21 protein-coding genes are annotated in these 23,147 nt (G+C 61.6%); 13 read left to right on the plus strand and 8 right to left on the minus strand.

What is annotated here, in order from left to right; all coding sequences use genetic code 11:
• Positions 1-20 precede the first annotated feature (20 nt).
• The 3 genes from QMO80_RS00435 to QMO80_RS00445 all read right to left on the minus strand — a co-directional run bounded on the left by QMO80_RS00435 (position 21) and on the right by QMO80_RS00445 (position 2,618).
• Complete coding sequence (locus QMO80_RS00435) at positions 21-635, minus strand: C39 family peptidase (RefSeq protein WP_283198421.1); 615 nt, start codon at positions 633-635, stop codon at positions 21-23.
• Positions 636-809: 174 nt separating this feature from the next.
• Positions 810-1,433, minus strand: coding sequence for an RNA ligase family protein (locus tag QMO80_RS00440; RefSeq protein ID WP_369685937.1), 624 nt, complete (start codon positions 1,431-1,433; stop codon positions 810-812).
• A gap of 147 nt (positions 1,434-1,580) precedes the next feature.
• Positions 1,581-2,618 carry a LacI family transcriptional regulator gene (locus QMO80_RS00445; protein ID WP_049731894.1) on the minus strand — a complete coding sequence of 346 codons (1,038 nt, stop codon included), beginning with the start codon at positions 2,616-2,618 and terminating at the stop codon, positions 1,581-1,583.
• Between the two features lie 453 nt (positions 2,619-3,071).
• Between QMO80_RS00445 and QMO80_RS00450 the strand changes: the two genes are divergently transcribed.
• The 12 genes from QMO80_RS00450 (at position 3,072) to QMO80_RS00505 (ending at position 18,435) form a co-directional block, all read left to right on the plus strand.
• On the plus strand, positions 3,072-4,307 hold the full coding sequence (locus QMO80_RS00450; protein ID WP_283198423.1) for an ABC transporter substrate-binding protein: 1,236 nt from the start codon (positions 3,072-3,074) through the stop codon (positions 4,305-4,307).
• Between the two features lie 173 nt (positions 4,308-4,480).
• Complete coding sequence (locus QMO80_RS00455; protein ID WP_283198424.1) at positions 4,481-5,386, plus strand: carbohydrate ABC transporter permease; 906 nt, start codon at positions 4,481-4,483, stop codon at positions 5,384-5,386.
• Complete coding sequence (locus tag QMO80_RS00460; protein ID WP_283198425.1) at positions 5,379-6,323, plus strand: carbohydrate ABC transporter permease; 945 nt, start codon at positions 5,379-5,381, stop codon at positions 6,321-6,323. Before QMO80_RS00455 ends, QMO80_RS00460 begins: the two co-directional genes overlap by 8 nt.
• Before the next feature lie 4 nt (positions 6,324-6,327).
• Positions 6,328-7,434: an ABC transporter ATP-binding protein gene (locus QMO80_RS00465; RefSeq protein WP_283198426.1), complete on the plus strand. Its 1,107-nt coding sequence runs from the start codon at positions 6,328-6,330 to the stop codon at positions 7,432-7,434.
• A gap of 279 nt (positions 7,435-7,713) precedes the next feature.
• Positions 7,714-10,173 (plus strand): glycoside hydrolase family 2 protein, encoded by a 2,460-nt coding sequence (locus QMO80_RS00470; RefSeq protein ID WP_283198427.1) that lies wholly within the window; start codon positions 7,714-7,716, stop codon positions 10,171-10,173.
• 38 nt (positions 10,174-10,211) lie between these two features.
• Positions 10,212-10,973 (plus strand): sugar phosphate isomerase/epimerase, encoded by a 762-nt coding sequence (locus tag QMO80_RS00475; protein ID WP_049731900.1) that lies wholly within the window; start codon positions 10,212-10,214, stop codon positions 10,971-10,973.
• Positions 10,974-10,981: 8 nt separating this feature from the next.
• Positions 10,982-12,115 carry a Gfo/Idh/MocA family protein gene (locus QMO80_RS00480; protein ID WP_283198428.1) on the plus strand — a complete coding sequence of 378 codons (1,134 nt, stop codon included), beginning with the start codon at positions 10,982-10,984 and terminating at the stop codon, positions 12,113-12,115.
• 206 nt (positions 12,116-12,321) lie between these two features.
• Positions 12,322-13,353 carry an L-glyceraldehyde 3-phosphate reductase gene (gene mgrA / locus QMO80_RS00485; protein ID WP_283198429.1) on the plus strand — a complete coding sequence of 344 codons (1,032 nt, stop codon included), beginning with the start codon at positions 12,322-12,324 and terminating at the stop codon, positions 13,351-13,353.
• Positions 13,354-13,593: 240 nt separating this feature from the next.
• On the plus strand, positions 13,594-15,207 hold the full coding sequence (locus tag QMO80_RS00490) for a glycoside hydrolase family 43 protein (RefSeq protein WP_283198430.1): 1,614 nt from the start codon (positions 13,594-13,596) through the stop codon (positions 15,205-15,207).
• Positions 15,208-15,906: 699 nt separating this feature from the next.
• Entirely contained in the window at positions 15,907-16,833 is a 927-nt protein-coding gene (locus QMO80_RS00495; RefSeq protein ID WP_283198431.1) for an ABC transporter ATP-binding protein, read from the plus strand.
• Positions 16,830-17,591 carry an ABC transporter permease gene (locus tag QMO80_RS00500; RefSeq protein WP_283198432.1) on the plus strand — a complete coding sequence of 254 codons (762 nt, stop codon included), beginning with the start codon at positions 16,830-16,832 and terminating at the stop codon, positions 17,589-17,591. The genes QMO80_RS00495 and QMO80_RS00500 overlap by 4 nt, the downstream gene beginning before the upstream one ends.
• A gap of 106 nt (positions 17,592-17,697) precedes the next feature.
• On the plus strand, positions 17,698-18,435 hold the full coding sequence (locus tag QMO80_RS00505; RefSeq protein WP_283198433.1) for an SDR family oxidoreductase: 738 nt from the start codon (positions 17,698-17,700) through the stop codon (positions 18,433-18,435).
• On the opposite strand, the gene QMO80_RS00510 is transcribed toward QMO80_RS00505, so the two are convergent.
• The 5 genes from QMO80_RS00510 to QMO80_RS00530 form a co-directional block, all read right to left on the minus strand.
• The gene (locus tag QMO80_RS00510) at positions 18,398-19,321 is read right to left on the minus strand and encodes a LysR family transcriptional regulator (RefSeq protein WP_283198434.1); all 924 of its coding nucleotides are present in this window, start codon (positions 19,319-19,321) and stop codon (positions 18,398-18,400) included. The two genes, QMO80_RS00505 and QMO80_RS00510, sit on opposite strands and share 38 nt — an antisense overlap.
• Before the next feature lie 115 nt (positions 19,322-19,436).
• Entirely contained in the window at positions 19,437-19,874 is a 438-nt protein-coding gene (locus tag QMO80_RS00515; RefSeq protein WP_283198435.1) for an EamA family transporter, read from the minus strand.
• Positions 19,875-20,059: 185 nt separating this feature from the next.
• The gene (locus QMO80_RS00520; protein ID WP_283198436.1) at positions 20,060-20,761 is read right to left on the minus strand and encodes a TIGR02281 family clan AA aspartic protease; all 702 of its coding nucleotides are present in this window, start codon (positions 20,759-20,761) and stop codon (positions 20,060-20,062) included.
• Positions 20,758-20,976: a DUF1289 domain-containing protein gene (locus QMO80_RS00525; protein WP_283200078.1), complete on the minus strand. Its 219-nt coding sequence runs from the start codon at positions 20,974-20,976 to the stop codon at positions 20,758-20,760. The genes QMO80_RS00520 and QMO80_RS00525 overlap by 4 nt, the downstream gene beginning before the upstream one ends.
• 18 nt (positions 20,977-20,994) lie before the next feature.
• Positions 20,995-21,777, minus strand: a complete 783-nt coding sequence (locus QMO80_RS00530; RefSeq protein ID WP_283198437.1) for an adenosylcobinamide-GDP ribazoletransferase — start codon at positions 21,775-21,777, stop codon at positions 20,995-20,997.
• Between the two features lie 169 nt (positions 21,778-21,946).
• Between QMO80_RS00530 and cobT the strand changes: the two genes are divergently transcribed.
• Positions 21,947-22,963: a nicotinate-nucleotide--dimethylbenzimidazole phosphoribosyltransferase gene (cobT, locus tag QMO80_RS00535; protein WP_283198438.1), complete on the plus strand. Its 1,017-nt coding sequence runs from the start codon at positions 21,947-21,949 to the stop codon at positions 22,961-22,963.
• The last annotated feature ends 184 nt before the right edge of the window (positions 22,964-23,147 follow it).

Raw genomic sequence — 23,147 nt, forward strand, 5'->3', positions numbered from 1 at the left:
ACGATGTGGTGTTGAAAAGGTCAGGCGTCGACAGATATGCCGCGATTGGCGAAGAAGCGGTCGAAGACGGCAAGCGGCAGCGTCACATCAGCCTGGCTTGCCTCGTCATGGCCGGACGGGTTGTGGAAGCGGATCGCCTCGTCGCTCGCCGCCGTCACCAGCACCAGATGACCGCCCTTCGATGGCGGCTGGCGCTCCGGCCAGCGGATGCCCGAATGCACAGAGGCGATGAAGAAGCGCCGTTTCGATAGAAGCTCCGGAATGGCCGATGTCTCGACGCCTGTCATCGTCTCCGCATTCAGTGCGAATCGGTCGGCGGCGAAGCGGACGAAGGGGGCGTAGATCAGCCCCTTGATCGAGGCATCGATCTCGTTGACGAAATAACCGCCATATCTAGTGCAGGCCCGGGCAAGCTCGAGGGTCGGATGGATCTCACCGCGGGCGGCCAGAATTATCTTCAAACAGGCCATGCCGCAGACATTGACCGCCCAGCGCGCATATTCCTCGATCGTCGCGGCGCCGGAATGGCGCCAGAGCGGATCGCCGAGCAAGGCCTGCGACCCGTGGGCAAGCACCTGCAGCGTCATGCCGGGTGTTTCCCATTGGCTGAAATAGGGCACGCTGCTTTCTTGCATTCCGTCGATCTCCCCGTGGCTGGTTGTGAGATGGCGGGCAATCTTGGCTTTTTTCGAGGCGAGGGACGCAACCCGAAGATCGCGGCGGTGCTGGGGCAACCGGCAAGGACTGCGCGGCCGGATTTGACGGAGGATTGGTATGGATTTCATGGCGGCTTGCGCCATTTGTGGGCGTCACGAATTTGCCAGCCGATTGGGGATGAGTTCCGACTGCATCCAGTGCGTTTCACTTTGAACGTGATTTGCCCGCACATATTTGCCCATGCGAACCGACATATCGGCTTCTGGGAACGCATCAGCGGTCCGGACGACAAATCCCTCCTGCCTGGTTCTATTCAGGGAGGCCGCAGTCTGCTCAAACAGGCCGGCTTCATATGGTCCGCGATACAGGGTCGGCACAGGAACGATGCCCAATTCTTCGAACCGGGCCAGCGTCAGATCCCAGGACTGTATTTCGTCATGGACAATCCATGCGAAGCCGAGAAAGAAGGACGGCAGATCATCATAACCGACGGAGTGCCGGGCGTAGAAATTTTCGCCGATCACGCGCTCGCCATCAGCCAGTTGCGGCTGTATCCCGGCGGAAAAAGCCTTTAGCCAATCGCGCGACGGATGGTAACGGCTATCGGGACTGCGGGCATGAGACCCGCCACGATGAATGGTCGTGTTTTCGCCATCCATCTTCTCGGTGATGATGAGATCACCGATCATCAGCCCGTCAAGCGTCGCCATGACCTTGTCGTCGCTTGTCGCTCCCGGTGAAATCGGTAGGTGATAGGTTCGTCCGTATTTCTTCATGGTGATGAGGACATAGCGGTTGGCGATCGCACAATGCAAGATCGCCTTTGGCGCCAGCAGTTGCCGGCAGATCCTACCGGGAAATAACGGGTGAAACATGCCGAGGCCGGCGGCTGTCACTCGCTAGGATTCCGACCGGCCGACCGCTTACTTCCCGCCCTCCGGCCAGATCGGCTGGCTGATGCTCTGCAGCAGTTCCGGTTCGACGCCGTCGATGCGGGCGATGACGGCTTTGGCCATTTCGCGGCCGGCCTGGCGCACGTCTTCCTGGACGGTGATGATCTCCGGGCGGATCCAGTTGAGGATCGGCACCGATTGCTTCGATACCATGTCGAGATCGCGGCCGAGCGCCTTGCCGGCGGCCTCGATGCCGGCGTTGACGGCGATCGCCGCGCTGCCGGCCGAACAGACGATGCCGTCAGGGGCATTGGGTGAGCGCATCATCACCTCGACGACGTCGCGGATGTCGGCGAGTGGCGCATCGCTGTTGATGCGCAGCGGCACTTCCTCGGCGCCGTAATCATGCAGGCCGGTCTGGAAGCCGATGCGGATATGGGCGTAATAGGTGAGCTTGCTCGGCGGCTGCAGCAGGGCGATGCGCCGCCGGCCGCGCTTGACCAGCCGTTCCACCGCCTGATGGGCGAAGGCTTCATTGTTGAAATCGTGGAAGGGGTGGGTCAGACCCGCATCGGTGCGCCCATGGGTGGCGAAGGGCATGCCGCGCTCGGTCAACAGCCGCACGCGCGGATCGTCCGGTTCGATGCGCGAGATGATGACGCCATCGGCCGAGCCGGTATCGAGGATATAGCGCACCGGCAGCATCGGATCCTTGCTGTGGGAATGCGGCGTGACGACGATATGATAAGGCGTGCCGGACAGCACCTCGGAGATGCCGAAGACCATCTGGCTGGAGAAGCCCATGATCTCCTCGTCGATGCTGAGGACGAGGGCGATGACGTTGGTCTTGCCGGTGCGCAGGCGCACACCCGCCCTGTTCGGCTGGTAACCGAGCTGGCGGGCGACCATGCGCACCCGCTCCTTGGTTTCAGCCCCGATGTCGGGCGCATCCTTCAGCGCGCGCGACACTGTTGTCACACCAAGGCCGGTCATGAAGGCGATCGTCTTCAGCGTGGGTCGCTCGCGCGACGCCGGCGCCGCTTGCCCGAAATTTCCGTTGTTTTCCATCCCTGTAGGCCTGCCTCGCGCGAATTGGTCTCGCTTATAGAGGCTTTTTCAAGCGCCGTAAGCCCGCCGCCTGCCAAAATCGCGCCTCCCTAAGGAATGCAATCTGTAACGATACAGTAGAAATGTCGAGGGTTTTTTCGTGTGTGCGCCGCAGCATCATACGCAAAAGTTGAATCCGTGATTCATCTCTATTTTTCTGCGCCTGCGAAAAGGATAAAGCGGAAGGCGAAACCAAGTTTAAAAATTTTATCTTTATTTTCAATGTAATAAATTGATTGTGCATTTGCGGAATCGTGAAGATACGTGTCGGTTCGAGGGCTCTGCCGATCCGAGTGGAAACAGTTACAAGTAGCAATTCCCGTTCTCTCGGAAAAATTTGGAGGCGGACGGTTGCGCGCTCAAATCGATTGATCTAAGTTTTTCCGGCAACGTTTCAGTGAGGGAGGAAAACTCATGAAAATCCGTATCACGGCGGCCCTGCTTGCCGCTTCGGTCGCGCTTCCGTTCGGCGCCGCCGATGCTACCGATCTCGAAGTCACGCATTGGTGGACGTCAGGCGGCGAATCGGCTGCTGTGGCCGAGCTGGCGAAGGCATTCGACGCGACCGGCAATCACTGGGTCGACGGCGCGATCGCCGGTTCCGGCGGCACCGCCCGTCCGATCATGATCAGCCGCATCACCGGCGGCGACCCGATGGGCGCCACCCAGTTCAACCATGGCCGCCAGGCTGAGGAGCTCGTTCAGGCTGGCCTGATGCGCGACCTGACCGACGTAGCGACTGCCGAGCACTGGAAAGACATCATCCGCCCGGCGAGCCTGCTCGATTCCTGCACGATCGACGGCAAGATCTATTGCGCTCCGGTGAACATCCACTCCTGGCAGTGGCTGTGGCTGTCGAATGCCGCCTTCAAGAAGGCCGGCGTCGAGGTTCCGAAGAACTGGGACGAGTTCGTCGCTGCCGCGCCGGCTCTCGAAAAGGCCGGCATCATTCCGCTCGCCGTCGGCGGCCAGCCGTGGCAGGCGACAGGCGCCTTCGACGTGCTGATGGTCGCCGTCGCCGGCAAGGATACCTTCAACAAGGTTTTCAAGGACAAGGATGCGGACGTTGCAGCTGGCCCTGAAATGGCCAAGGTGTTCAAGGCTGCCGACGATGCGCGCCGCATGTCCAAGGGCAGCAACGTTCAGGACTGGAACCAGGCCACCAACCTCGTCATCACAGGCAAGGCCGGCGGTCAGATCATGGGCGACTGGGCGCAGGGTGAATTCGCGCTCGCCGGTCAGAAGGCCGGCACCGACTACACCTGCCTGCCGGGCCTCGGCGTGAACGAGATCATCTCGACCGGCGGCGATGCCTTCTACTTCCCGCTGCTGAAGGACGAGGAAAAGTCCAAGGCGCAGGCCGTGCTTGCCAAGACCCTGCTCGATCCCAAGACCCAGGTCGCCTTCAATCTGAAAAAGGGCTCGCTGCCGGTTCGCGGCGATGTCGATCTCGCCGCCGCAAACGACTGCATGAAGAAGGGTCTCGACATCCTCGCCAAGGGCAACGTGATCCAAGGTACCGACCAGCTGCTTTCGGCCGACAGCCAGAAGCAGAAGGAAGACCTCTTCTCCGAATTCTTCGCCAACCCGTCGATGACGCCGGAGGACGCTCAGAAGCGTTTCGCCAAAATCATCGCTTCGGCTGACTGATCGGTAGATTCGCTGCCTTTGCGATCCGGCTCTTGAGGAGCCGGATCGTCCCCCGGACCAATGGTCCGGCCGGCGGCGTGTCTCCGGCATTCCGGCGAATCCCGGGACAGGATGGCAAACGCTGCCAACCCGTTCTGCTACGGGTCGCAGCTGCGAATTGAGGAGAAGTGTTCATGACGGGTCAAGCGCAAGCAGGCCGGCCAAACAAGCTACTGCGCAATCTGAATGCCAAGATTGCGTCCATCCCGATGATCCTGACAGCGCTGGTGATTTTTGTCGGCGGCACGTTCTGGACGGTCTTTTATTCCTTCACCAATTCCAAGCTCCTTCCGCGATTGAGCTTTGTCGGTATCGATCAGTACGAGCGCCTCTGGGCGGCACCACGCTGGGTGACGGCGATCGAGAACCTGGCACTTTACGGCGTGCTCTCGCTGATCTTCAGCCTGGTCATCGGTTTCATGCTCGCCGCGCTGATGGACCAGAAGATCCGTTTCGAAAACACGTTCCGCACCATCTTCCTCTATCCCTTCGCGCTGTCCTTCATCGTGACCGGTCTCGTCTGGCAATGGGTCCTGAACCCGGATTTCGGCATTCAGTCGGTCGTGCGTTCGATGGGCTGGACGAGCTTCACCTTCAATCCGCTCTACACGCCTGAAATCGTCATCTACGGCATTCTGATCGCCGCACTCTGGCAGGGAACGGGTCTTGTCATGTGCCTGATGCTTGCCGGCCTGCGTGGCATCGACGAGGATATCTGGAAGGCCGCGCGCGTCGACGGCATCCCGATGTGGAAGACCTATCTCCTGATCGTCATTCCCATGATGCGGCCGGTCTTCATCACGACGATCGTCATCATCGCCTCCGGTATCGTCAAGGTCTACGACCTCGTCGTGGCGCAGACATCAGGCGGACCGGGCATTTCGTCGGAAGTGCCGGCGAAATATGTCTACGACTACATGTTCCAGGCGCAGAACCTGGGGCAGGGCTTTGCTGCCTCGACCATGATGCTCGTCACCGTCGCGATCATCATCGTTCCGTGGGCCTATCTGGAATTCGGTGGAGGGCGCAAGCGTGGCTGATGTAGGAACTCTCAACACCACCGTTGCCGGTATCGATGCCGTCGCACCGAGACTCGGCGAAGGCCCGAGCGGCGCGAAGCCGCGCCCGGCGCTGTCGTCGCGCAACATCATGCTCTATGGCACGCTGACGATCGCGGCGCTCTATTATCTGCTGCCGCTCTACGTGATGGTCGTGACGTCGCTGAAGGGCATGCCGGAAATCCGCCTCGGCAATATCTTCTCGCCACCGATGGAAATCACCTTCGAACCCTGGGTGAAGGCCTGGGCGGAGGCCTGCACAGGCTTGAACTGTGACGGCCTGTCACGCGGTTTCTGGAACTCGGTGCGCATCACCGTGCCGTCGGTCATCATCTCGATCGCCATTGCCTCGGTGAACGGTTATGCGCTGGCAAACTGGCGCTTCAGGGGATCAGAGCTGTTCTTCTCGATCCTCATCATCGGGGCGTTCATTCCTTATCAGGTGATGATCTATCCAATCGTCATCATCCTGCGCGAAATCGGCATATACGGCACGCTGACCGGCCTTGTTATCGTGCATTCGATCTTCGGCATGCCGATCCTGACACTGCTGTTCCGCAATTATTTCGTGTCGCTGCCGGAAGAACTGTTCAAGGCGGCGCGTGTCGACGGCGCGGGCTTCTGGCAGATCTTCCTGAAGATCATGCTGCCCATGTCGCTACCGATCTTCGTCGTCGCGATGATCCTGCAGGTGACCGGCATCTGGAACGACTTCCTGTTCGGCGTGGTCTTCACCCGGCCGGATACCTATCCGATGACCGTGCAGCTCAATAACATCGTCAATTCCGTCCAGGGCGTGAAGGAATACAACGTCAACATGGCGGCAACGATCCTCACAGGTCTCGTGCCGCTCATCGTCTACTTCGTGTCGGGACGGCTTTTCGTCCGCGGCATCGCCGCTGGCGCAGTGAAGGGTTGATCCCATGAACGTGAATTCAAGTGTCTCCAACTCAAGCGTTTCCATCAAGGATCTGTCGCTGAATTTCGGCGCGGTGAGCGTGCTGAAAGATCTCAACCTCGACATTAACGACGGCGAGTTCCTGGTGCTGCTCGGCTCGTCCGGCTGCGGCAAGTCGACCTTGCTGAATTGCATCGCCGGCCTGCTCGATGCCTCGGAAGGGCAGATATTCATCAAGGGCAAGAACGTCACCTGGGAAGAGCCGAAGGACCGTGGCATCGGCATGGTGTTCCAGTCCTATGCGCTCTATCCGCAGATGACCGTCGAGAAGAACCTGTCCTTCGGCCTTCGCGTTGCCAAGGTGCCGCAGGCCGAGATCAACAAGCGGGTGGCGCGTGCCTCCGAAATTCTGCAGATCCAGCCGCTCTTGAAGCGCAAGCCGGCAGAGCTTTCCGGCGGCCAGCGCCAGCGCGTGGCGATCGGCCGGGCGCTGGTGCGCGATGTCGACGTCTTCCTGTTCGACGAGCCGCTGTCCAACCTCGACGCCAAACTCCGCTCGGAGCTGCGCGTCGAGATCAAGCGCCTGCACCAGTCGCTGAAGAACACGATGATCTACGTCACCCACGACCAGATCGAGGCGCTGACGCTGGCCGACCGCATCGCCATCATGAAGAGCGGCATCATCCAGCAGCTCGACGATCCGACGACGATCTACAACAGGCCGCGCAATCTTTTCGTCGCCGGCTTCATCGGCTCGCCGTCGATGAATTTCCTGCGCGGCGAGCTGGTCAAATCAGGCGACGGCATTGCCTTTTCCGCCAACGGCGTCATTTTCTCGCTCGCTGCCTACGACGCCAACGAGACGCTGCAGCCCGGCCGCAAGGTGGTGCTCGGCGTTCGCCCGGAGCACATCAAGGTCAACGAGAATGCCGGCGGCGAAGAACACGACGCCACCGTCGATATCGAGGAGCCGATGGGCGCGGACAATCTTCTGTGGCTGAAACATGCCGGTCACACGATGTCGGTCCGCGTCAACGGCGCCCGCCGCTTCAACGTCGGAGCCAAGGTGAAGCTGAGTTTCGACATGGCGCTGGCTTCGGTGTTCGATGCGGAGAGTGAGCTGCGGCTTTAGGGAGATTCTGTGGGTGGAGGCCACTAAGCGAGGGTGAGTTTGATGAAAGGCCCACCCCGCTCTCCGTCATCCTCGGGCTTGACCCGAGGATCCATGCCCGCTGCCGCACGTGGATGCGGTGTAGATCCTCGGGTCAAGCCCGAGGATGACGGAGAGCGGGGTGGGCGGATGAGGAGAAAAACGAAACGTCTCTAACGAACGACTAAGTGAAGGCCACCGAAAGGTGACATTTGCCCTTCCTTCAAGACCACAACCCTTTTCGAAATCGGAAATGAAATCGTGACGCAACAACCGCCCCCCTCCAGCATCGACCTTTCCGGTTCGTGGCAGCTCGCCTCCGTCGACGGAGAGATTCGCACTGTGATCACGCTGCCGGGCGACGTGCATACCGCGCTCCACCGCGCAAGCTTGATCCCCGATCCCTATTTCGGCCGCAACGAGGAGAAGGTGCAGTGGGTTGCCCAGCGCGAATGGGTGGTCGAGCGCAGCTTCACGCTGCAGGAGGTCGAAGGCGACTGGTATCTCGATATTGATTATCTTGACACGGTCGCCAGCGTCCATGTCAACGGCTTCCTGGCGCTCGAAGCCGATAACAGCTTCCGCCGCTACCGGCCCGATGTTTCCAGCATGTTGAAAACGGGCGACAACGTCATCCGTATCGTCTTCGCCTCCAACCCCGCCGTTGGCGCCGAGCGCCAGAAGAAGCAGCCTTTCTATATCCCGTACAGTACCGGGAATTCGCCGATCCCCGACGGCAATATGCTGCGCAAGCCGCAATGCCATTTCGGCTGGGACTGGAATATCGCCGTTGCGCCGTTCGGCCTTTACGGCACGATCTCGCTGAAAAAGCTCGAGACCGCGCGCATCGAGCATGTGGTCACCCGCCAGAGCCATAATTTCGACGGTTCGGTCGATCTGACGGTGACGGCGACGCTCTATTCCAAGGGGCCGAGCATTGCCCAGGTCTATTTCGATCTCGACGGCGAGCGGGTGCGCCTCGATGTCGGCGTCCATGGCGAGACCCATGTTCACCACCTCTTCCATATCGACAATCCGCGGCTTTGGTGGCCTTCCGGCAGCGGCGAGCAGGCGCTCTACAGGCTGGCCGTCGAATTGCCGACCGATGAGGTGACGAAGCAGATCGGCCTTCGCACCATCGAGCTGATCACCACGCCGGATGCATCAGGCAGCCGCTTCGCCTTCAAGGTCAACGGCCGCGAGATCTTCTGCCGCGGCGCCAACTGGATCCCGGCCGACGCGCTCTATTCGCTATCGTCGCCCGAGAAGACCCAGGATCTGCTGCAATCGGCGAAAGCCGCCAACATGAATATGATCCGCGTCTGGGGCGGCGGCTTCTACGAGCAGGATCATTTCTACGATCTCTGCGACCGGCTGGGCCTGATGGTCTGGCAGGACTTCATGTTCGCCTGCAACCTCTATCCCTCGACCGACGACTTCCTCGGCAATGTGGCGATCGAGGTCGATTACCAGGTGCGCCGGCTCTCCTCGCACCCCTCGATCGTGCTCTGGTGCGGCGACAACGAACTGGTTGGCGCACTCACCTGGTTCGAAGAATCGCGCAAGGACCGCGACCGCTATCTCGTCTCTTACGACCGCCTCAACCGGACGATCGAGCAGGCGGTGAAGAAGGCGCTGCCGGGCGCGCTCTGGTGGCCGTCGAGCCCGGCTTCCGGCTATCTCGATTTCGGCGATGCCTGGCATGCCGACGGATCCGGCGACATGCATTACTGGTCGGTCTGGCACGATAACAAGTCGTTCGACAATTACCGTTCGGTGCGGCCGCGCTTCTGCTCGGAATTCGGCTTCCAGTCCTATACCTCGCTGCCCGTCATCAAGACCTATGCCGAGGAGAAGGACATGAATGTCGCTTCCCCGGTCATGGAGCTGCACCAGAAGAATGCCGGCGGCAATGAGCGCATCGCCGGCACGATGTTCCGTTATTTCCGCTTCCCCAAGGATTTCCCGAACTTCGTCTATCTCTCGCAGATCCAGCAGGGGCTGGCCATCAAGACGGCGGTGGAATACTGGCGGTCGCTCAAACCCCATTGCATGGGCACGATCTACTGGCAGCTGAACGACACTTGGCCGGTCGCCTCGTGGTCGAGCCTCGACTATGGCGGCCGCTGGAAAGCGATGCATTATCTCGTCAAGCGTTTCTTCCAGCCGGTCGCGGTTGCCGCCATTCCTTCCGAGGACGGTAAGACGATCCGTTTTTCCCTGGTCAACGACACGCTTGAAGATGTCAGCATCGATCTTTCGATGTCTATCCTGACGATGAAAGGCGAACGTCGGCACCTGAAAGACGTGCAAGCTGTATGCTCGCCGGATGCGGCGGTGACGGCTGCGACAATCGACGTCTCCGACATTGACGAGGGCACGCTGCTTGCCTGGCATTTCACCGCATCGAATGGCATGGGCGGCGAGGGGCATTACGTCAACGGCACCTATAAGGCGTTGGAATTGGAGCCTTCGGGCCTGACCGTTACCCACGAATATGTCGAGGAAAGCGGCGCGATCGATATCAACGTCACCGCCAGGGGACTTGCGCTCTTCGTGATGATCGAGAGCGAGACGGACGGCAAGTATTCCGACAACGCCTTCGATCTTGCGGCCGGCGAGAGCCGCCGCATCACCTTTACCCCGGCGCGGCCGCTCGATCGCGGCGCGCTTCCGGAGTTCCGGTTCTACGACCTGCATTCCTGCCAATCGGCGGATTGATCTTCCCAAGCATGGGCACGAGGCCCAAGGAGAATATGATGACGAAACTTAGCTACCAGCTGTACAGCGCCCGCAATTTCCAGCCCTATTCGGTGATTTTCGAAAAGCTCGGCAAGGCGGGCTATGCCGAGGTCGAAGGCTTCGGCGGCATCTATGCCGATCTCGACGATGCCGGACTGAAGAGCCTCCGCGCCGATCTCGACAAGAACGGCCTGGTGATGGCGACCGGCCATTTCAGCCCGGATTTCCTGGAGAAGGACGTGCAGAAGTCGCTGAACATTGCCAAGATTCTCGGCATGGATTCGATCTATGCGCCGCATCTGGCAGCTGACCAGCGCCCCTCCGACGCCGCCGGCTGGACCGCCTTCGGCAAGCGTCTGCAGGAGATGAGCAAGCCTTACAAGGAAGCCGGCTACGAATTCGGCTGGCATAATCACGATTTCGAATTCGTCAAGCTGGCCGACGGCTCGCTGCCGATCGAGCGCATCTTCGAAGGCGCGCCGGATATTTCCTGGGAAGCCGATATTGCCTGGGTCATTCGCGGCGGTGCCGATCCGTTCGCCTGGGTCGAGAAGCTCGGGCCGCGCATCACTGCAGTCCACGTCAAGGATATTGCGCCGGCCGGCGAAGCGACGGATGAGGACGGCTGGGCCGATGTCGGCCATGGCAAGGTCGAGTGGGCGAAGCTGATTGCGGCCCTGCGCGCCACCAAGGCCAAGCACTTCGTCGTCGAACATGACAATCCCAAAGACATCGACCGCAACATCAGCCGCTCGATTGCATCCTTCCAGACTTATTGAGGCACATCATGACCAGGGAACTTGGCGTCGGCATCATCGGATGCGGCAATATCTCTACCACCTATTTTTCACTGGCACCGCTCTTCAAGGGGCTGAAGGTGCTGGCCTGCGCCGATATCAACGTCCAGGCGGCCGAGGCACGCGCCAAGGAATATGGCGTCAAAGCGCAGACGATCGACGAGCTTCTCGCCAATGACGAGATCGACGTCGTCGTCAACCTGACGATTCCGGATGCGCATTTCCGGGTGTCGAAGTCGATCCTCGAGGCCGGAAAACACGTCTATTCCGAAAAGCCGCTGGTGCTTTCGCTTGAGGAGGGTGAAGAGCTTCGCCGCATCGCCAAGGCGAAGAACCTCGCAGTCGGCTGCGCGCCCGACACGTTCCTCGGCGGCGCCCATCAGCTTGCCCGCAAGTTCATCGACGACGGCGGCATCGGCCGGGTGACGTCGGGAGCCTGCTATGTGATGAGCCCCGGCATGGAGATGTGGCATCCGAACCCGGATTTCTTCTTCCTGCCGGGCGGCGGCCCGATCCTCGATCTCGGCCCCTATTACATCGCCAACCTGATCAACCTGATCGGCCCGGTGAAACGTGTCGGCGCCATGACCTCGATGGCGTCGCCGACCCGCACCATCACCAGTCAGCCGCGCAACGGCGAGATCATCCCGGTCAAGACGCCGACGACGATCCAGGCACTGCTCGAATTCGTCAGCGGCGCCACGGTGACGCTGACGGCGAGCTGGGATGTATGGTCGCATCGTCACGCCAATATGGAGCTCTACGGCACCGACGGCTCGCTCTACGTGCCGGATCCGAATTTCTTCGGCGGCACCGTCGAGGCAAGCGGCCGCGACAAGGATATCAAGCCGCTCGAGGACTGGAAGCATCCGTTCGGCAAGATCAACCAGGAAAGCCCGAGCGGCTCGCGCGCCAATTACCGCACGGCCGGCCTTGCCGACATGGCGATGTCGCTGATCGAAGGCCGCGATGCACGCTGCTCGCTCGACCGTACGCTGCACGGGGTCGACGTGATGACCTCGATCCTGAAATCGGGCGAGGAGGGGCGTTTCATCGATCTCACCACGACCTGCACGCAGCCGGCGGCGCTCGGTATCGACGAGGCGCAGGCGCTGTTGAAGTGATAGGATAGCGCGCGTCTGCCCGGCGCGCGCTCCCAAGCTTCCGTCATCCTCGGGCTTGTCCCGAGGATCTGCCGCGCTGTTAGCAGATCCTCGGGACAAGCCCGAGGATGACGACGTTGGAAGGTGGAGATGTTTTTAGCTTTCGGCCGCCGCTCAGGACGGATACGAAAGGGAAGCAATTTTAGACAGGTTCAGGAGACTTCCAAATGAGCTGGCAACCAGCCGCAGACCGTTATTCGAAGATGAAATATAATCGGGTCGGCCGTTCCGGCCTGAAGCTGCCAGCCGTTTCCCTCGGCCTCTGGCACAATTTCGGCGGCGACACGCCGCGTGACCGCAAGATCGACATGTGCCGTACGGCCTTCGACCTCGGCATCACCCATTTCGATCTCGCCAACAATTACGGTCCGCCGCCCGGCAGCGCCGAGACCGCTTTCGGCGAGATCCTGCGCACCGAATTTTCCGGCCTCCGCGACGAGCTGATCATCTCCTCCAAGGCCGGCTACGACATGTGGCCGGGCCCTTACGGCGAGTGGGGCAGCCGCAAATATCTGATCGCCTCCTGCGACCAGAGCCTGAAGCGCATGGGCCTCGATTATGTCGACATCTTCTATTCCCACCGTTTCGACCCCGATACCCCGCTGGAAGAGACCTGCGGCGCGCTCGACCATATCGTCCGCTCCGGCCGGGCGCTTTATGTCGGCATCTCCTCCTACAATTCGCAGCGTAGCCGCGAAGCCTCCGCCATCCTTAAGGATCTCGGTACGCCCTGCCTGATCCACCAGCCGAGCTATTCGATGCTCAACCGCTGGGTCGAGGACGACAGACTGCTCGATACGCTCGACGAGGTCGGCATGGGTTCGATCGTGTTCTCGCCGCTCGCCCAGGGCATGCTGACGACGAAGTATCTCGGCGGTATTCCCGATGACAGCCGCGCGGCGCAGAACCATTTCCTGAAACGCGACTTCATCCGTCCTTCGATCATCGACAATATCGGGAAGCTCAACGAGATCGCCGAGAAGCGCGGCCAGACGCTGGCGCAAATGGCGATCGCCTGGGTGCTGCGCGGCGGACGCGTGACCTCGGCACTGATCGGCGCCAGCCGCTCGGCGCAGATCGTCGATTGCGTCAAGGCGCTGGATAATCTGGAATTTTCGGCCGAGGAGCTTGCAGAGATCGACGTCTATGCCCGTGAGGCGGATATCAATCTTTGGGCGAAGTCGGCGGAGCGGGAGTAGGGAAGGCGAGAGAGCGATCCACAGAAGAGTGGAGACTGAGGGTTGCCACCATCTCCCTCATCTCTGTGCTCGTCACAGAGATCCAGCCAGCCCAAGTCATTGGGCTGAAAAGACTCTTTTGCCGCGCAGACGCGCGGCGGCTGGATTCCTGTGACGAGCACAGGAATGAGGGTGGGGAGGTGAGGTAACCGCCTACATTTGACGTACGTACCACATATAAACCTCGGAGGAGGCCGCATCATGATCCGCAATCCCATCCTGCCCGGGTTCAACCCGGATCCGTCGATCTGCCGCGTCGGCGCGGATTATTATATCGCCACCTCCACCTTCGAATGGTACCCTGGGGTGCAGATCCACCATTCGCGCGATCTGGTGAACTGGACGCTGGTGCGCCGGCCGCTGGAGCGCCGGTCGCAGCTCGACATGCGCGGCAATCCCGACAGCTGTGGTATCTGGGCGCCGTGCCTTTCCTATGCCGACGGGCAGTTCTGGCTCGTCTATACCGATGTCAAGCGCTTCGACGGCAGTTTCAAGGATGCGCCGAACTACATCGTCACCGCTCCCTCGATCGAGGCCGAATGGTCCGACCCCGTCTATGTCAATTCCTCCGGCTTCGACCCCTCGCTCTTCCATGATGATGACGGCCGCAAGTGGTTCCTCAACATGCAGTGGAATCATCGCACCGAGAGCTATGGCGGCTCACCGAAATCGCCGGCCTTCGACGGCATCCTGCTGCAGGAATGGGACCCGGCGACCAAGGCGCTGAAGGGGCCGGTCAGGAACATCTTCGCCGGCAGCCCGCTCGGCCTCGTCGAGGGCCCGCATCTCTTCAAGAAGAACGGCTGGTATTATCTGACGACCGCCGAAGGCGGTACCGGCTACGACCACGCCGTCACCATGGCGCGGTCGCGAGCGATCGACGGACCCTATGAGATGCACCCGAACATGCATCTCATCACCTCCAAGGATCATCCGGGGGCGGTGCTGCAGCGGGCGGGCCATGGCCAATATGTCGAGACGCCTGATGGTGAGGCCTATCACACCCATCTCTGCGGTCGGCCGCTGCCGCCGAAGCGGCGCTGCACGCTGGGGCGGGAGACGAGCCTGCAGAGGTGCGTCTGGCGCGACGATGACTGGCTCTATCTCGAAAACGGCACCTCGGTGCCCGATGTCGATGTGCCCGGTCTCTTCGGCGCCGTGCCTGCGGAAAAGCCGATGCGCAGCGAATACGGCTTCGACGGCGGCACGCTACCGGCCGATTTCCAGTGGCTGCGCACGCCTGAGCCCGAGCGCATCTTCAACCTGACGGACCGTCCCGGCTATCTCAGGCTGATCGGGCGAGAAAGCGTCGGTTCCTGGTTCGAGCAGTCGCTGGTCGCCCGCCGCCAGGAGCATCACAGCTTCCGCGCCGAGACCGTGGTCGAGTTTTCGCCCGATACTTATCAGCAGGTCGCGGGGCTGACGCATTATTACAACCGCCACAAGTTCCACGCCGTTGCCGTGACGCTGCACGAAACACTCGGCCGCTGTGTGACGATCCTGTCCTGCAACGGCGATTATCCGAACGGACGCCTCAGCTTCCCCGCCGAAAGCGGCGTGGCGATCCCAGTCGAGGGCCGTGTCCAACTCGCCATGGAAATCCGCGAGAACGACCTGCAATTCTTCTGGCAGACCGAGGGCAAGGGCGCCTGGCAGCCGATCGGCCCGATCCTCGACGCCGGCATGATTTCCGATGAGGGCGGCCGCGGCGAACACGGCTCCTTCACCGGCGCCTTTACTGGTGTGTTTGCCTTCGATACGTCGGGGAGAGGGAAGGTCGCGGATTTCGACTGGTTCAATTATGATGAGTTATGAGGGGGGCTTGAGAGGCATGGTACGTCTCAATTGCCTTTCGCTTGCGCTCAAGGCGTTCGTCGCTGATGCTCCTCACCCCCCTCATCTGGCCTGATGGGCATCTTCTCCCCGCTGGGGAGAAGGGGGAGCAAGCCGCACGCTGCCACGATTCCCTTCTCCCCAGCGGGGAGAAGATGCCGGCAGGCAGATGAGGGGGTGAGCGACGATAGGGAGCGAATGCGCTGAGCGCAGGCGAAGGCAACTATGGCTGCACGCTGTGGCGGCACTATCCTCAAATACGTCAGGCTGGATGAACCCACCAAAAAAGAAAGCCGGCGCAAGGCCGGCTAAGACGAACGCGGCTGAACAGGGGATGCTGGCCGGTTCCAAGCATTTCGTGACTGAACAATAACTTTCACTACATGCCGAGGCAGCGAAAAAGGGTGCAACGAGAACACCCGGAGACGGCTCCGCGAAGGGGTGGGCAGCGGGGCGGATGCCGGTGCTGGCCTCGGCTCTGTTATCGGGCACGAAGATCACCGGATGATGACATCCGAAATCGACCGCAGTCTTTCTTTTCGCCGCCGCGTCGCCTGCGCCGGCGGCCGACGGTGTTAGCGGGGCGTGAATGCTGTGTTCACGTCTCCAAGGATGTCAAAGCGTCATGAAGGCATTATATAGCGGGCCGAAGTAACACTTAAGAATCCGCAAGAGTACCGCATGGCCCCCATCATTTCTGTTCAGAATCTCACCAAGACCTACGCCAATGGGTTTGAGGCACTGAAAGGCATCAACCTCAATGTCGAAAAGGGCGAGATCCTGGCGCTGCTCGGGCCGAACGGCGCGGGCAAGACGACACTGATCTCGATCATTTGCGGCATTGCCAATCCGACCGGCGGCAAGGTGCTGGTTGACGGCCACGACGTCGTCAAGGATTTCCGCGCCACCCGCGGAATGATCGGGCTGGTGCCGCAGGAGCTGACCACCGATCAGTTCGAGACGGTGTTCAATACGGTGAGCTTTTCGCGCGGGCTGCATGGCAAGAAGGCCAATCCGGCTCATATTGAGAAGGTGCTGCGCGCCCTTTCGCTGTGGGACAAGAAGGACAATATGCTGCGCCAGCTCTCGGGTGGCATGAAACGGCGGGTGCTGATCGCCAAGGCGCTCTCCCATGAGCCGGATATCCTGTTCCTGGATGAACCCACAGCCGGCGTCGACGTGACGCTGCGCAAGGATATGTGGCACGTGGTCGAGGAGCTTCGGGCCTCGGGCGTCACCATCATCCTGACCACTCATTATATCGAAGAGGCCGAAGAGATCGCCGACCGCGTCGGCGTCATCAACGGCGGGCAATTGCTGCTCGTCGAGGACAAGGCGGCGCTGATGGCCAAGCTCGGCCGCAAGCAGCTCATTCTCGATCTCACCGAACCTTTGAGCCGCCTGCCGGATTGTTTTGCCGGCAACGGACTGACGCTGGAGGCGGACGGCGCCCGGCTGACCTATGATTTCGATACCGATAAGGAGCAGGAGAGCATCGGAACACTGCTGACCCGGCTCGGCGAGAACAATATTCATTTCAAGGATCTGTCGACGCGGCAGAGTTCGCTCGAAGACATCTTCGTGGCGTTGGTGGGAGCGGCAAAATGAACGTCGAAGCAGTCAAATCGATCTATTTCTTCGAAATGGCGCGCACGCGCCGCACGCTGTTGCAGAGCGTTATCTCGCCTGTCATTTCGACTTCGCTCTATTTCATCGTCTTCGGTGCGGCGATCGGCTCGCGCATCCAGGAGGTGGAGGGCGTGTCTTACGGCGCTTTCATCACGCCCGGTCTGATCATGCTGACGCTGCTCGGCCAGTGCATCAGCAACGGCTCCTTCGGCATCTATTTCCCGAAATTCACCGGTACGATCTATGAGGTGCTGTCGGCCCCGGTGGCGATGACGGAGATCCTGCTTGGTTACGTCGGGGCGGCGGCGACCAAGGGGATGATCATCGGCTTTATCATCCTGCTGACCGCCAATCTCTTCGTCGACGTCAGGATCGAACATCCCTTCATGATGATCCTGTTCTTCCTGCTGACGGCAATCACCTTCAGCCTGTTCGGCTTCATGATCGGCATCTGGGCCGGTAATTTCGAACAGCTGAACCTTATTCCGATGCTGGTCGTGCCGCCGCTGACCTTCCTCGGCGGCAGCTTCTATTCCATCAGCATGCTGCCGCCCTTCTGGCAGGGGGTCAGCCACCTCAATCCGGTGCTCTATCTCGTCAGCGGCTTCCGCTGGAGTTTCTATGGGATCGCCGACGTCAACCCGGCGATCAGCCTGGCGATGATCACAGTGTTCCTGGCGATCTGCCTCGGCACGCTCGGCTGGATCTTCAAGACCGGCTACCGGCTGCGCAACTGACGCTTGAATGGCATCATCGGAAAATCCGATGATGCCATCGATTTCTTCCGTTTTTCTTCCGCACCGACCCGAGGCATCTGCTCTCCCATTCAAATGGAGATGCGAGATGACTGAAATCAGGATCGAAGGCGCGAAGGTGTTGATCGTCGGCGGCAGCTCGGGCATGGGCTTGGCGCTTGCCAGGCGCCTGCTCGATGAGGGGGCGTTGGTGACGATCGCGGGGCGTAGTCAAGAGAGGCTTGCAGCAGCTTGCCGCCAGCTCGGCGACTATCCGAAACTCGGGACGTGCGCTGTCGATATATCGCGAGAGGAGGAGGTTGCGGCGCTATTTCGAGATAGCGGACCGGTCGACCATATCGTCAGCACGGCCGCCGATATTGAAGGCGCCTATCAGTTGCTGCCGGCGATCGAGCTTGCTGCAGTGCAACGGGTGGTCGAGAGCAAGTTCTACGGACCGCTGCTGCTGGCGAAATATGGCGCCGCCCATCTGCCGCCGTTGGGATCGATCACCTTTACCTCAGGTATCGCGGCCTATCGGCCGGCGGCGCGCGGATCGGTGGTCGCCGCCGTCAATGCGGCGCTTGAAGGTCTGGTCAGGGCGCTTGCCGTCGAACTGGCGCCGATCCGCATCAATGCCGTGTCGCCGGGGTGGGTGGATACGCCGATCTGGAATTCCGTTGCCGGTGACGCCAAGCAGGCAACGCTCGACGCGATGGCGCAACGCCTGCCGGCCGGGCGTGTCGGTCAGCCGGAGGATATTGCCGACGCGATCCGTTTCCTGGTCGGCAATGGTTTCACGACCGGCACTATCCTGCATGTCGAAGGCGGGCATCGGCTGGTCTGACCGGCGAGAGTTCTTCGCCGGCCGATTGCAGCAGGAGGGTGAGCGCCGGCGGCTGCACGCGCCGGCGCCGCCACATCATCACCAGCGCTGCCGCGGGTGATTCGCCCGGCCATGGCAGCTCGACAATATCGCTGCGCGCAGCGGCCGGGCCGAGTGCAAGACGCGGGACGAGGCCGTAACCGGCGCCCGATGCAACGAACCGGATGATCGTTGCGATACTGTCGGCTTGCGCGACGATGGGCGGTGTCGGCAGGCCTGCTTCTTCAAAAGTGGTGTCGAAGAGGTGGCGATAGACGCACCCGGTTTCGGTTGCGACAAAGGGCGCCGTGCTCAGCGCCGCGAGGCCTTCAGATGAAGGGGCCTGCGAATCGCGGCCGGCGATCAACACCAGCGGTTCGATGGAGATGCGGCGTGTCGCGAAGCGCTCGTCCTGCTGGCCGCGATCAAAGGTGAAGGCGACGTCGATCGAGCCGTGCTGCAATTGCGTATGCAATTCGCCGCTGCCGCCGATCTTGAGTTTGAGAGCAAGGCTGGGGTTCTGCCTGCGGAAGAGGGAGAGCCAGGGCGCCAGCCTTTCGGCGGCAATGGTTTCGAGCGCGCCCAGGATGATGGACTGTTCGGTTCTGCCGGCTGCAGAGCGAACGGCGGTCTTTGCCTCGTCATTCAGCGCTAAAATCTCCTCCGCATAGGCCTTTAGCGCCGCACCCGCCGGCGTCGGAGCGACACCCTGGCGGGAGCGGAGAAAGAGTTCCACGCCAAGCTCTTCCTCCAGAGCCTGTATCTGGTCGCTGAGGCTCGATTGGGCGAGGTTGACCTCGGCGGCGGCGCGGGTGAGATTTTCATGCCGGATCACCGCAAGGAATGTCTTCAATTGCCGTGGATTCATTTCAAGCTCCGCTGGGCGCGCAGGCGCCTTGACGCAGGATATCAACAAAGCGGAACCTGCTGCAACGCAGGAGCATTTTCGACGAAGGGCCTGTCTGCGTTGCGCCCCATTCCCCTCAGGCGCTGCTGACCAGCAGGGCGCCGAACAAGATGAGGAGGGTGCCGGCGCCGAGCTTCATTATGTTGAGCTCTGAGGCCTCGCCGAGAAACAGAGCACCGATTGCCAGCGTCACCAGCACGTTGCAGCTCCAGATAGGCGCGAGTTTCGACACCGGGACGCCGTAAGCGAAGAGCGCGAAGCTGATGAGGCCGGTGCCGACGGCGAAGCAGGCGCCTGATGTGGCGGCAAAACCGAGACCTTCGACAGTCCAGGGAGCCGGGCGCCAGATCAGCGCGGCGATCAGGCCGGCCAGCGCACAGGCGCCGCCGAAGGCGATCAGATAGACGGCGGCGCCGGTGGCTGATGTGGCGCTCTGCTTCTGGAAGATGGCGGTGATGCCCCAGAAAATGGCGGGCAGAATGCCGCCGATGACGATCGGCCAGAGTGAATTCATCGCGAAACTCCTGTCGCACCCATAGGTCAGGGCCTTCGCCTCAGGCGACGGCGGGTCGAGCATGCGGGGTGCCACCGGACTAGGAGTTTCTTTTTGCTCTTTGTGGTCTTGTTGTTGCGCCTGAAGGTGACAGAAGCGACCGCTGCCGTAAAGCCGCGGCGACAGCGAATCGCAAGCTCTGCGGCTCAGTCGCGCATGCGCAGCTCGTCGGTCTGCATCTGCAGCGAGCCCAGCGTTTCCAGGAAGCTCATGCCGAGCAGGCTCTGGTCGAGCCGGCCATCCTCGGCGACGCTGGCTGCGACATTGTTGCGGACGATCGGGCCGATCGCCACTTGGTCGAGCGTCACGGGCGCTGCGCGGCCGCGGCCGTTGGCGGTCATGACGGTCATGGAATAGCTGAGGCGGGAAAGGTCGATGCCGATCCGCTCGGCATCTTCGTGCGACAGCGCCACCATGCTGGCGCCGGTATCGACGAGCATCTCGATCGTCTGGCCGTTGACCGCGACATCGGCTTCGAAATGGCCGTTCAGCAGCTTGTGCAGGATGATCTCCTGGCCACCTTCGCTTGTGGTGACGACGACGGCGCGGCCGGGAACGAGGCCGGCGAGCAGCCGGTTGCCGACGCCGAGCGCGTCCTGGCGATAGAGATAGACGGTGACGAGCGCGAGGATGATCACCAGCCAGATCATCATGTGGCGCATCGTTTCACCGATGCTGCTCCGGCGCGCCCAGATGCCGGCCGACAGCATCAGCGCGATCGGCAGCAGATAGACGACGCGAACGAAGTCATCGCTTTGCAGGCCGAGGATCCGGCTGCTGTCATTGTTGACGATCAGCAGCGCAAGGCCGATGCCGATTACGACGAGGAAGACGGTCAAACGGATCATAAAGGCCGCTCCGGTCCGCTGGCGAGGCCTGTTTCCATGTGGTTCGATACCGCGGCGGCGCCTGCAAGCCTTGCCGGCAGCAGCGCCATGATCCGGCTCCGCTCGGTGTCGGAGTAGCTCACCCAGCTGCCGATTTCCTGGAGAGTCCGGCCGCAGCCGGCGCAAAATCCGGTGGCTGAAACCAGCGAGCAGACGTGAATGCAGGGTGTTTGCATGAAGGACATATCGGAGTTTCAAAGAGCCGTGGCAAGGGCGCAAAGCGCGGCGATTTCACAAATTTGCTGCGTCGCGCCCAGCGTGTCGCCGGTGTGGCCGGCAAGCTTGCGGCGGATGAAGGCGGTAAAGGCAAGTGCGGCGATGCCGGCGGCAAGCAGGCTGGTGACCAGCGGCCGCAGACCGAAGGCCGGCCAGATCAGAAGCGCCGCCACGAGGCCGGCCGAGGCGAGGGCAAATTGCATCGCCGCTTCATCCGGCTGGCCGGTCGAGGCGGCGACGCCATCGGCCTTGGCCGGCGGCAGCCGCTGCCAGTGCCAGGCGATGGCGCCGCGGCTGAGTGCGGCGACGGCGGGAATGGCAAGGGCCGACGTGAGCGGCGAGGCGTGGCCGGCAATGGCGGCAAGTGCTGCCGCTCGGATCGCGAAGGAGAGGATCAGCGCTATCGCGCCGTAAGTGCCGATCCGGCTGTCCTTCATGATCTCGAGGCTCTGCTCGCGGCTCTTGCCGCCGCCGATGCCGTCGGCCGTATCGGCGAGGCCATCCTCGTGCAGCGCGCCGGTGACGACGACCTGGATGGACAGCGCGATCAGGGCCGCCATCGGTGGATCGGCGCGCAGCCCCAAAAGCAGAAGCAGGGCGAGTGCGGGGACGAGGCCGATGATGATGCCGGCGAAGGGAAAGGCGCGCACCAGCCGGCCCAGCCTGCCGTCATAGGTTTTGAACAACGATTGCGGCATGGGAATGCGGCTGAGGAAGGCGACGGCGCGGGCGGTATCGACCGCAAGGTCCTTGATCTTCATTCTGCTTCGTTCCGCCCAAGGTCTTATGCTCGCGGGGGCGCTTTTGGAGTTGTTCGCCTCGTCGGGCCGCTTTAAGAGAGTTGCGACCGCAAAGAAGCTGATTTGCTCGACGCAAACAAGTGGTTTGCGTGAAAACAAGAATACCCGGATTCATAGGAAAACCGCACAGATGAGCGTTTCAGGCCTGCCGTTCGACGATTTCCGTACCCTGCTCCGCGACCTGCCGGGGCCGGATGCCCGTGCGCTGGTGGCCGCGCGCGAACGCGACGCGCAGCTGACGAAGCCGCCGGGCGCGCTCGGGCGGCTCGAGGAAATCGCCTTCTGGCTTGCCGCCTGGACGGGCCGCACCCCTGCCGTCAACCGGCCGCTAGTGGCGATCTTCGCCGGCAATCACGGTGTCACCAGGCAGGGCATCACGCCCTTTCCGCCGGCGGTGACGCAGCAGATGGTCGAGAATTTCGCCGCCGGGGGTGCTGCGATCAACCAGATCTGCGTCGCCTACGATCTCGGGCTGAAGGTCTTCGACCTGGCGCTCGATTATCCCACTGGCGACATCACCGAGGAAGCAGCACTTTCCGAGCGCGATTGCGCCGCAACCATGGCCTTCGGCATGGAGGCGATTGCCGGCGGCACCGACCTGCTCTGCATCGGCGAAATGGGCATCGGCAACACGACGATTGCCGCCGCGATCAATTATGCGCTCTACGGCGGTTCGGCACGCGACTGGGCCGGACCCGGCACCGGCTCGGAAGGCGAGATGCTGGAGCGCAAAGTTGCTGCGGTGGAAAAGGCCGTCGAGCTCCACGGTGATCATCTCGACGATCCCCTGGAAATCATGCGACGCCTCGGCGGCCGCGAAATCGCGGCGATGGCCGGCGCCATCCTCGCAGCCCGCATGGAGCGTATCCCGGTGCTGATCGACGGATATGTCGCGACTGCTGCTGCTGCGATCCTCAAAGCCGCCAATCCCTCCGCGCTCGACCATTGCCTGATCGGCCACGTCTCCGCCGAGCCTGGACATCTGCGCGCGATCGAGATGCTCGGCAAGACGCCGCTTCTGGCGCTCGGCATGCGGCTCGGCGAAGGCACGGGCGCGGCGCTCGCCGCCGGCATCGTCAAAGCCGCCGCTGCCTGCCATTCCGGCATGGCGACCTTTGCCCAGGCCGGCGTGACCAACAAAGACTGAGGCCGTGGTCGGCGCCGTCTAAAGCGCGTCGCGTCAAACTTGATTCATGCTACGCGCTTTAGCTCTTTGTTTTAACGCATGTCGTTGCCGCAAAACCGCTGCACACTTTTGCGCGACATGCTTTATCCGCACGCGGCTTCGCTTGCGCCGCCCAGGTGGATTCGGTATCTGCGTATTCGGTCAT

This window comes from Rhizobium sp. BT03 (assembly GCF_030053155.1).
Classification (GTDB): Bacteria; Pseudomonadota; Alphaproteobacteria; order Rhizobiales; family Rhizobiaceae; genus Rhizobium.

Coding starts and splice junctions, on each gene's coding strand:
- QMO80_RS00435 (WP_283198421.1), bottom strand. CDS start 635: ATGCAAGAAAGCAGCGTGCCCTATTTCAGCCAATGGGAAACACCCGGC.
- QMO80_RS00440 (WP_369685937.1), bottom strand. CDS start 1,433: ATGAAGAAATACGGACGAACCTATCACCTACCGATTTCACCGGGAGCG.
- QMO80_RS00445 (WP_049731894.1), bottom strand. CDS start 2,618: ATGGAAAACAACGGAAATTTCGGGCAAGCGGCGCCGGCGTCGCGCGAG.
- QMO80_RS00450 (WP_283198423.1), top strand. CDS start 3,072: ATGAAAATCCGTATCACGGCGGCCCTGCTTGCCGCTTCGGTCGCGCTT.
- QMO80_RS00455 (WP_283198424.1), top strand. CDS start 4,481: ATGACGGGTCAAGCGCAAGCAGGCCGGCCAAACAAGCTACTGCGCAAT.
- QMO80_RS00465 (WP_283198426.1), top strand. CDS start 6,328: ATGAACGTGAATTCAAGTGTCTCCAACTCAAGCGTTTCCATCAAGGAT.
- QMO80_RS00475 (WP_049731900.1), top strand. CDS start 10,212: ATGACGAAACTTAGCTACCAGCTGTACAGCGCCCGCAATTTCCAGCCC.
- QMO80_RS00480 (WP_283198428.1), top strand. CDS start 10,982: ATGACCAGGGAACTTGGCGTCGGCATCATCGGATGCGGCAATATCTCT.
- mgrA (WP_283198429.1), top strand. CDS start 12,322: ATGAGCTGGCAACCAGCCGCAGACCGTTATTCGAAGATGAAATATAAT.
- QMO80_RS00490 (WP_283198430.1), top strand. CDS start 13,594: ATGATCCGCAATCCCATCCTGCCCGGGTTCAACCCGGATCCGTCGATC.
- QMO80_RS00495 (WP_283198431.1), top strand. CDS start 15,907: ATGGCCCCCATCATTTCTGTTCAGAATCTCACCAAGACCTACGCCAAT.
- QMO80_RS00500 (WP_283198432.1), top strand. CDS start 16,830: ATGAACGTCGAAGCAGTCAAATCGATCTATTTCTTCGAAATGGCGCGC.
- QMO80_RS00505 (WP_283198433.1), top strand. CDS start 17,698: ATGACTGAAATCAGGATCGAAGGCGCGAAGGTGTTGATCGTCGGCGGC.
- QMO80_RS00510 (WP_283198434.1), bottom strand. CDS start 19,321: ATGAATCCACGGCAATTGAAGACATTCCTTGCGGTGATCCGGCATGAA.
- QMO80_RS00515 (WP_283198435.1), bottom strand. CDS start 19,874: ATGAATTCACTCTGGCCGATCGTCATCGGCGGCATTCTGCCCGCCATT.
- QMO80_RS00520 (WP_283198436.1), bottom strand. CDS start 20,761: ATGATCCGTTTGACCGTCTTCCTCGTCGTAATCGGCATCGGCCTTGCG.
- QMO80_RS00525 (WP_283200078.1), bottom strand. CDS start 20,976: ATGCAAACACCCTGCATTCACGTCTGCTCGCTGGTTTCAGCCACCGGA.
- QMO80_RS00530 (WP_283198437.1), bottom strand. CDS start 21,777: ATGAAGATCAAGGACCTTGCGGTCGATACCGCCCGCGCCGTCGCCTTC.
- cobT (WP_283198438.1), top strand. CDS start 21,947: ATGAGCGTTTCAGGCCTGCCGTTCGACGATTTCCGTACCCTGCTCCGC.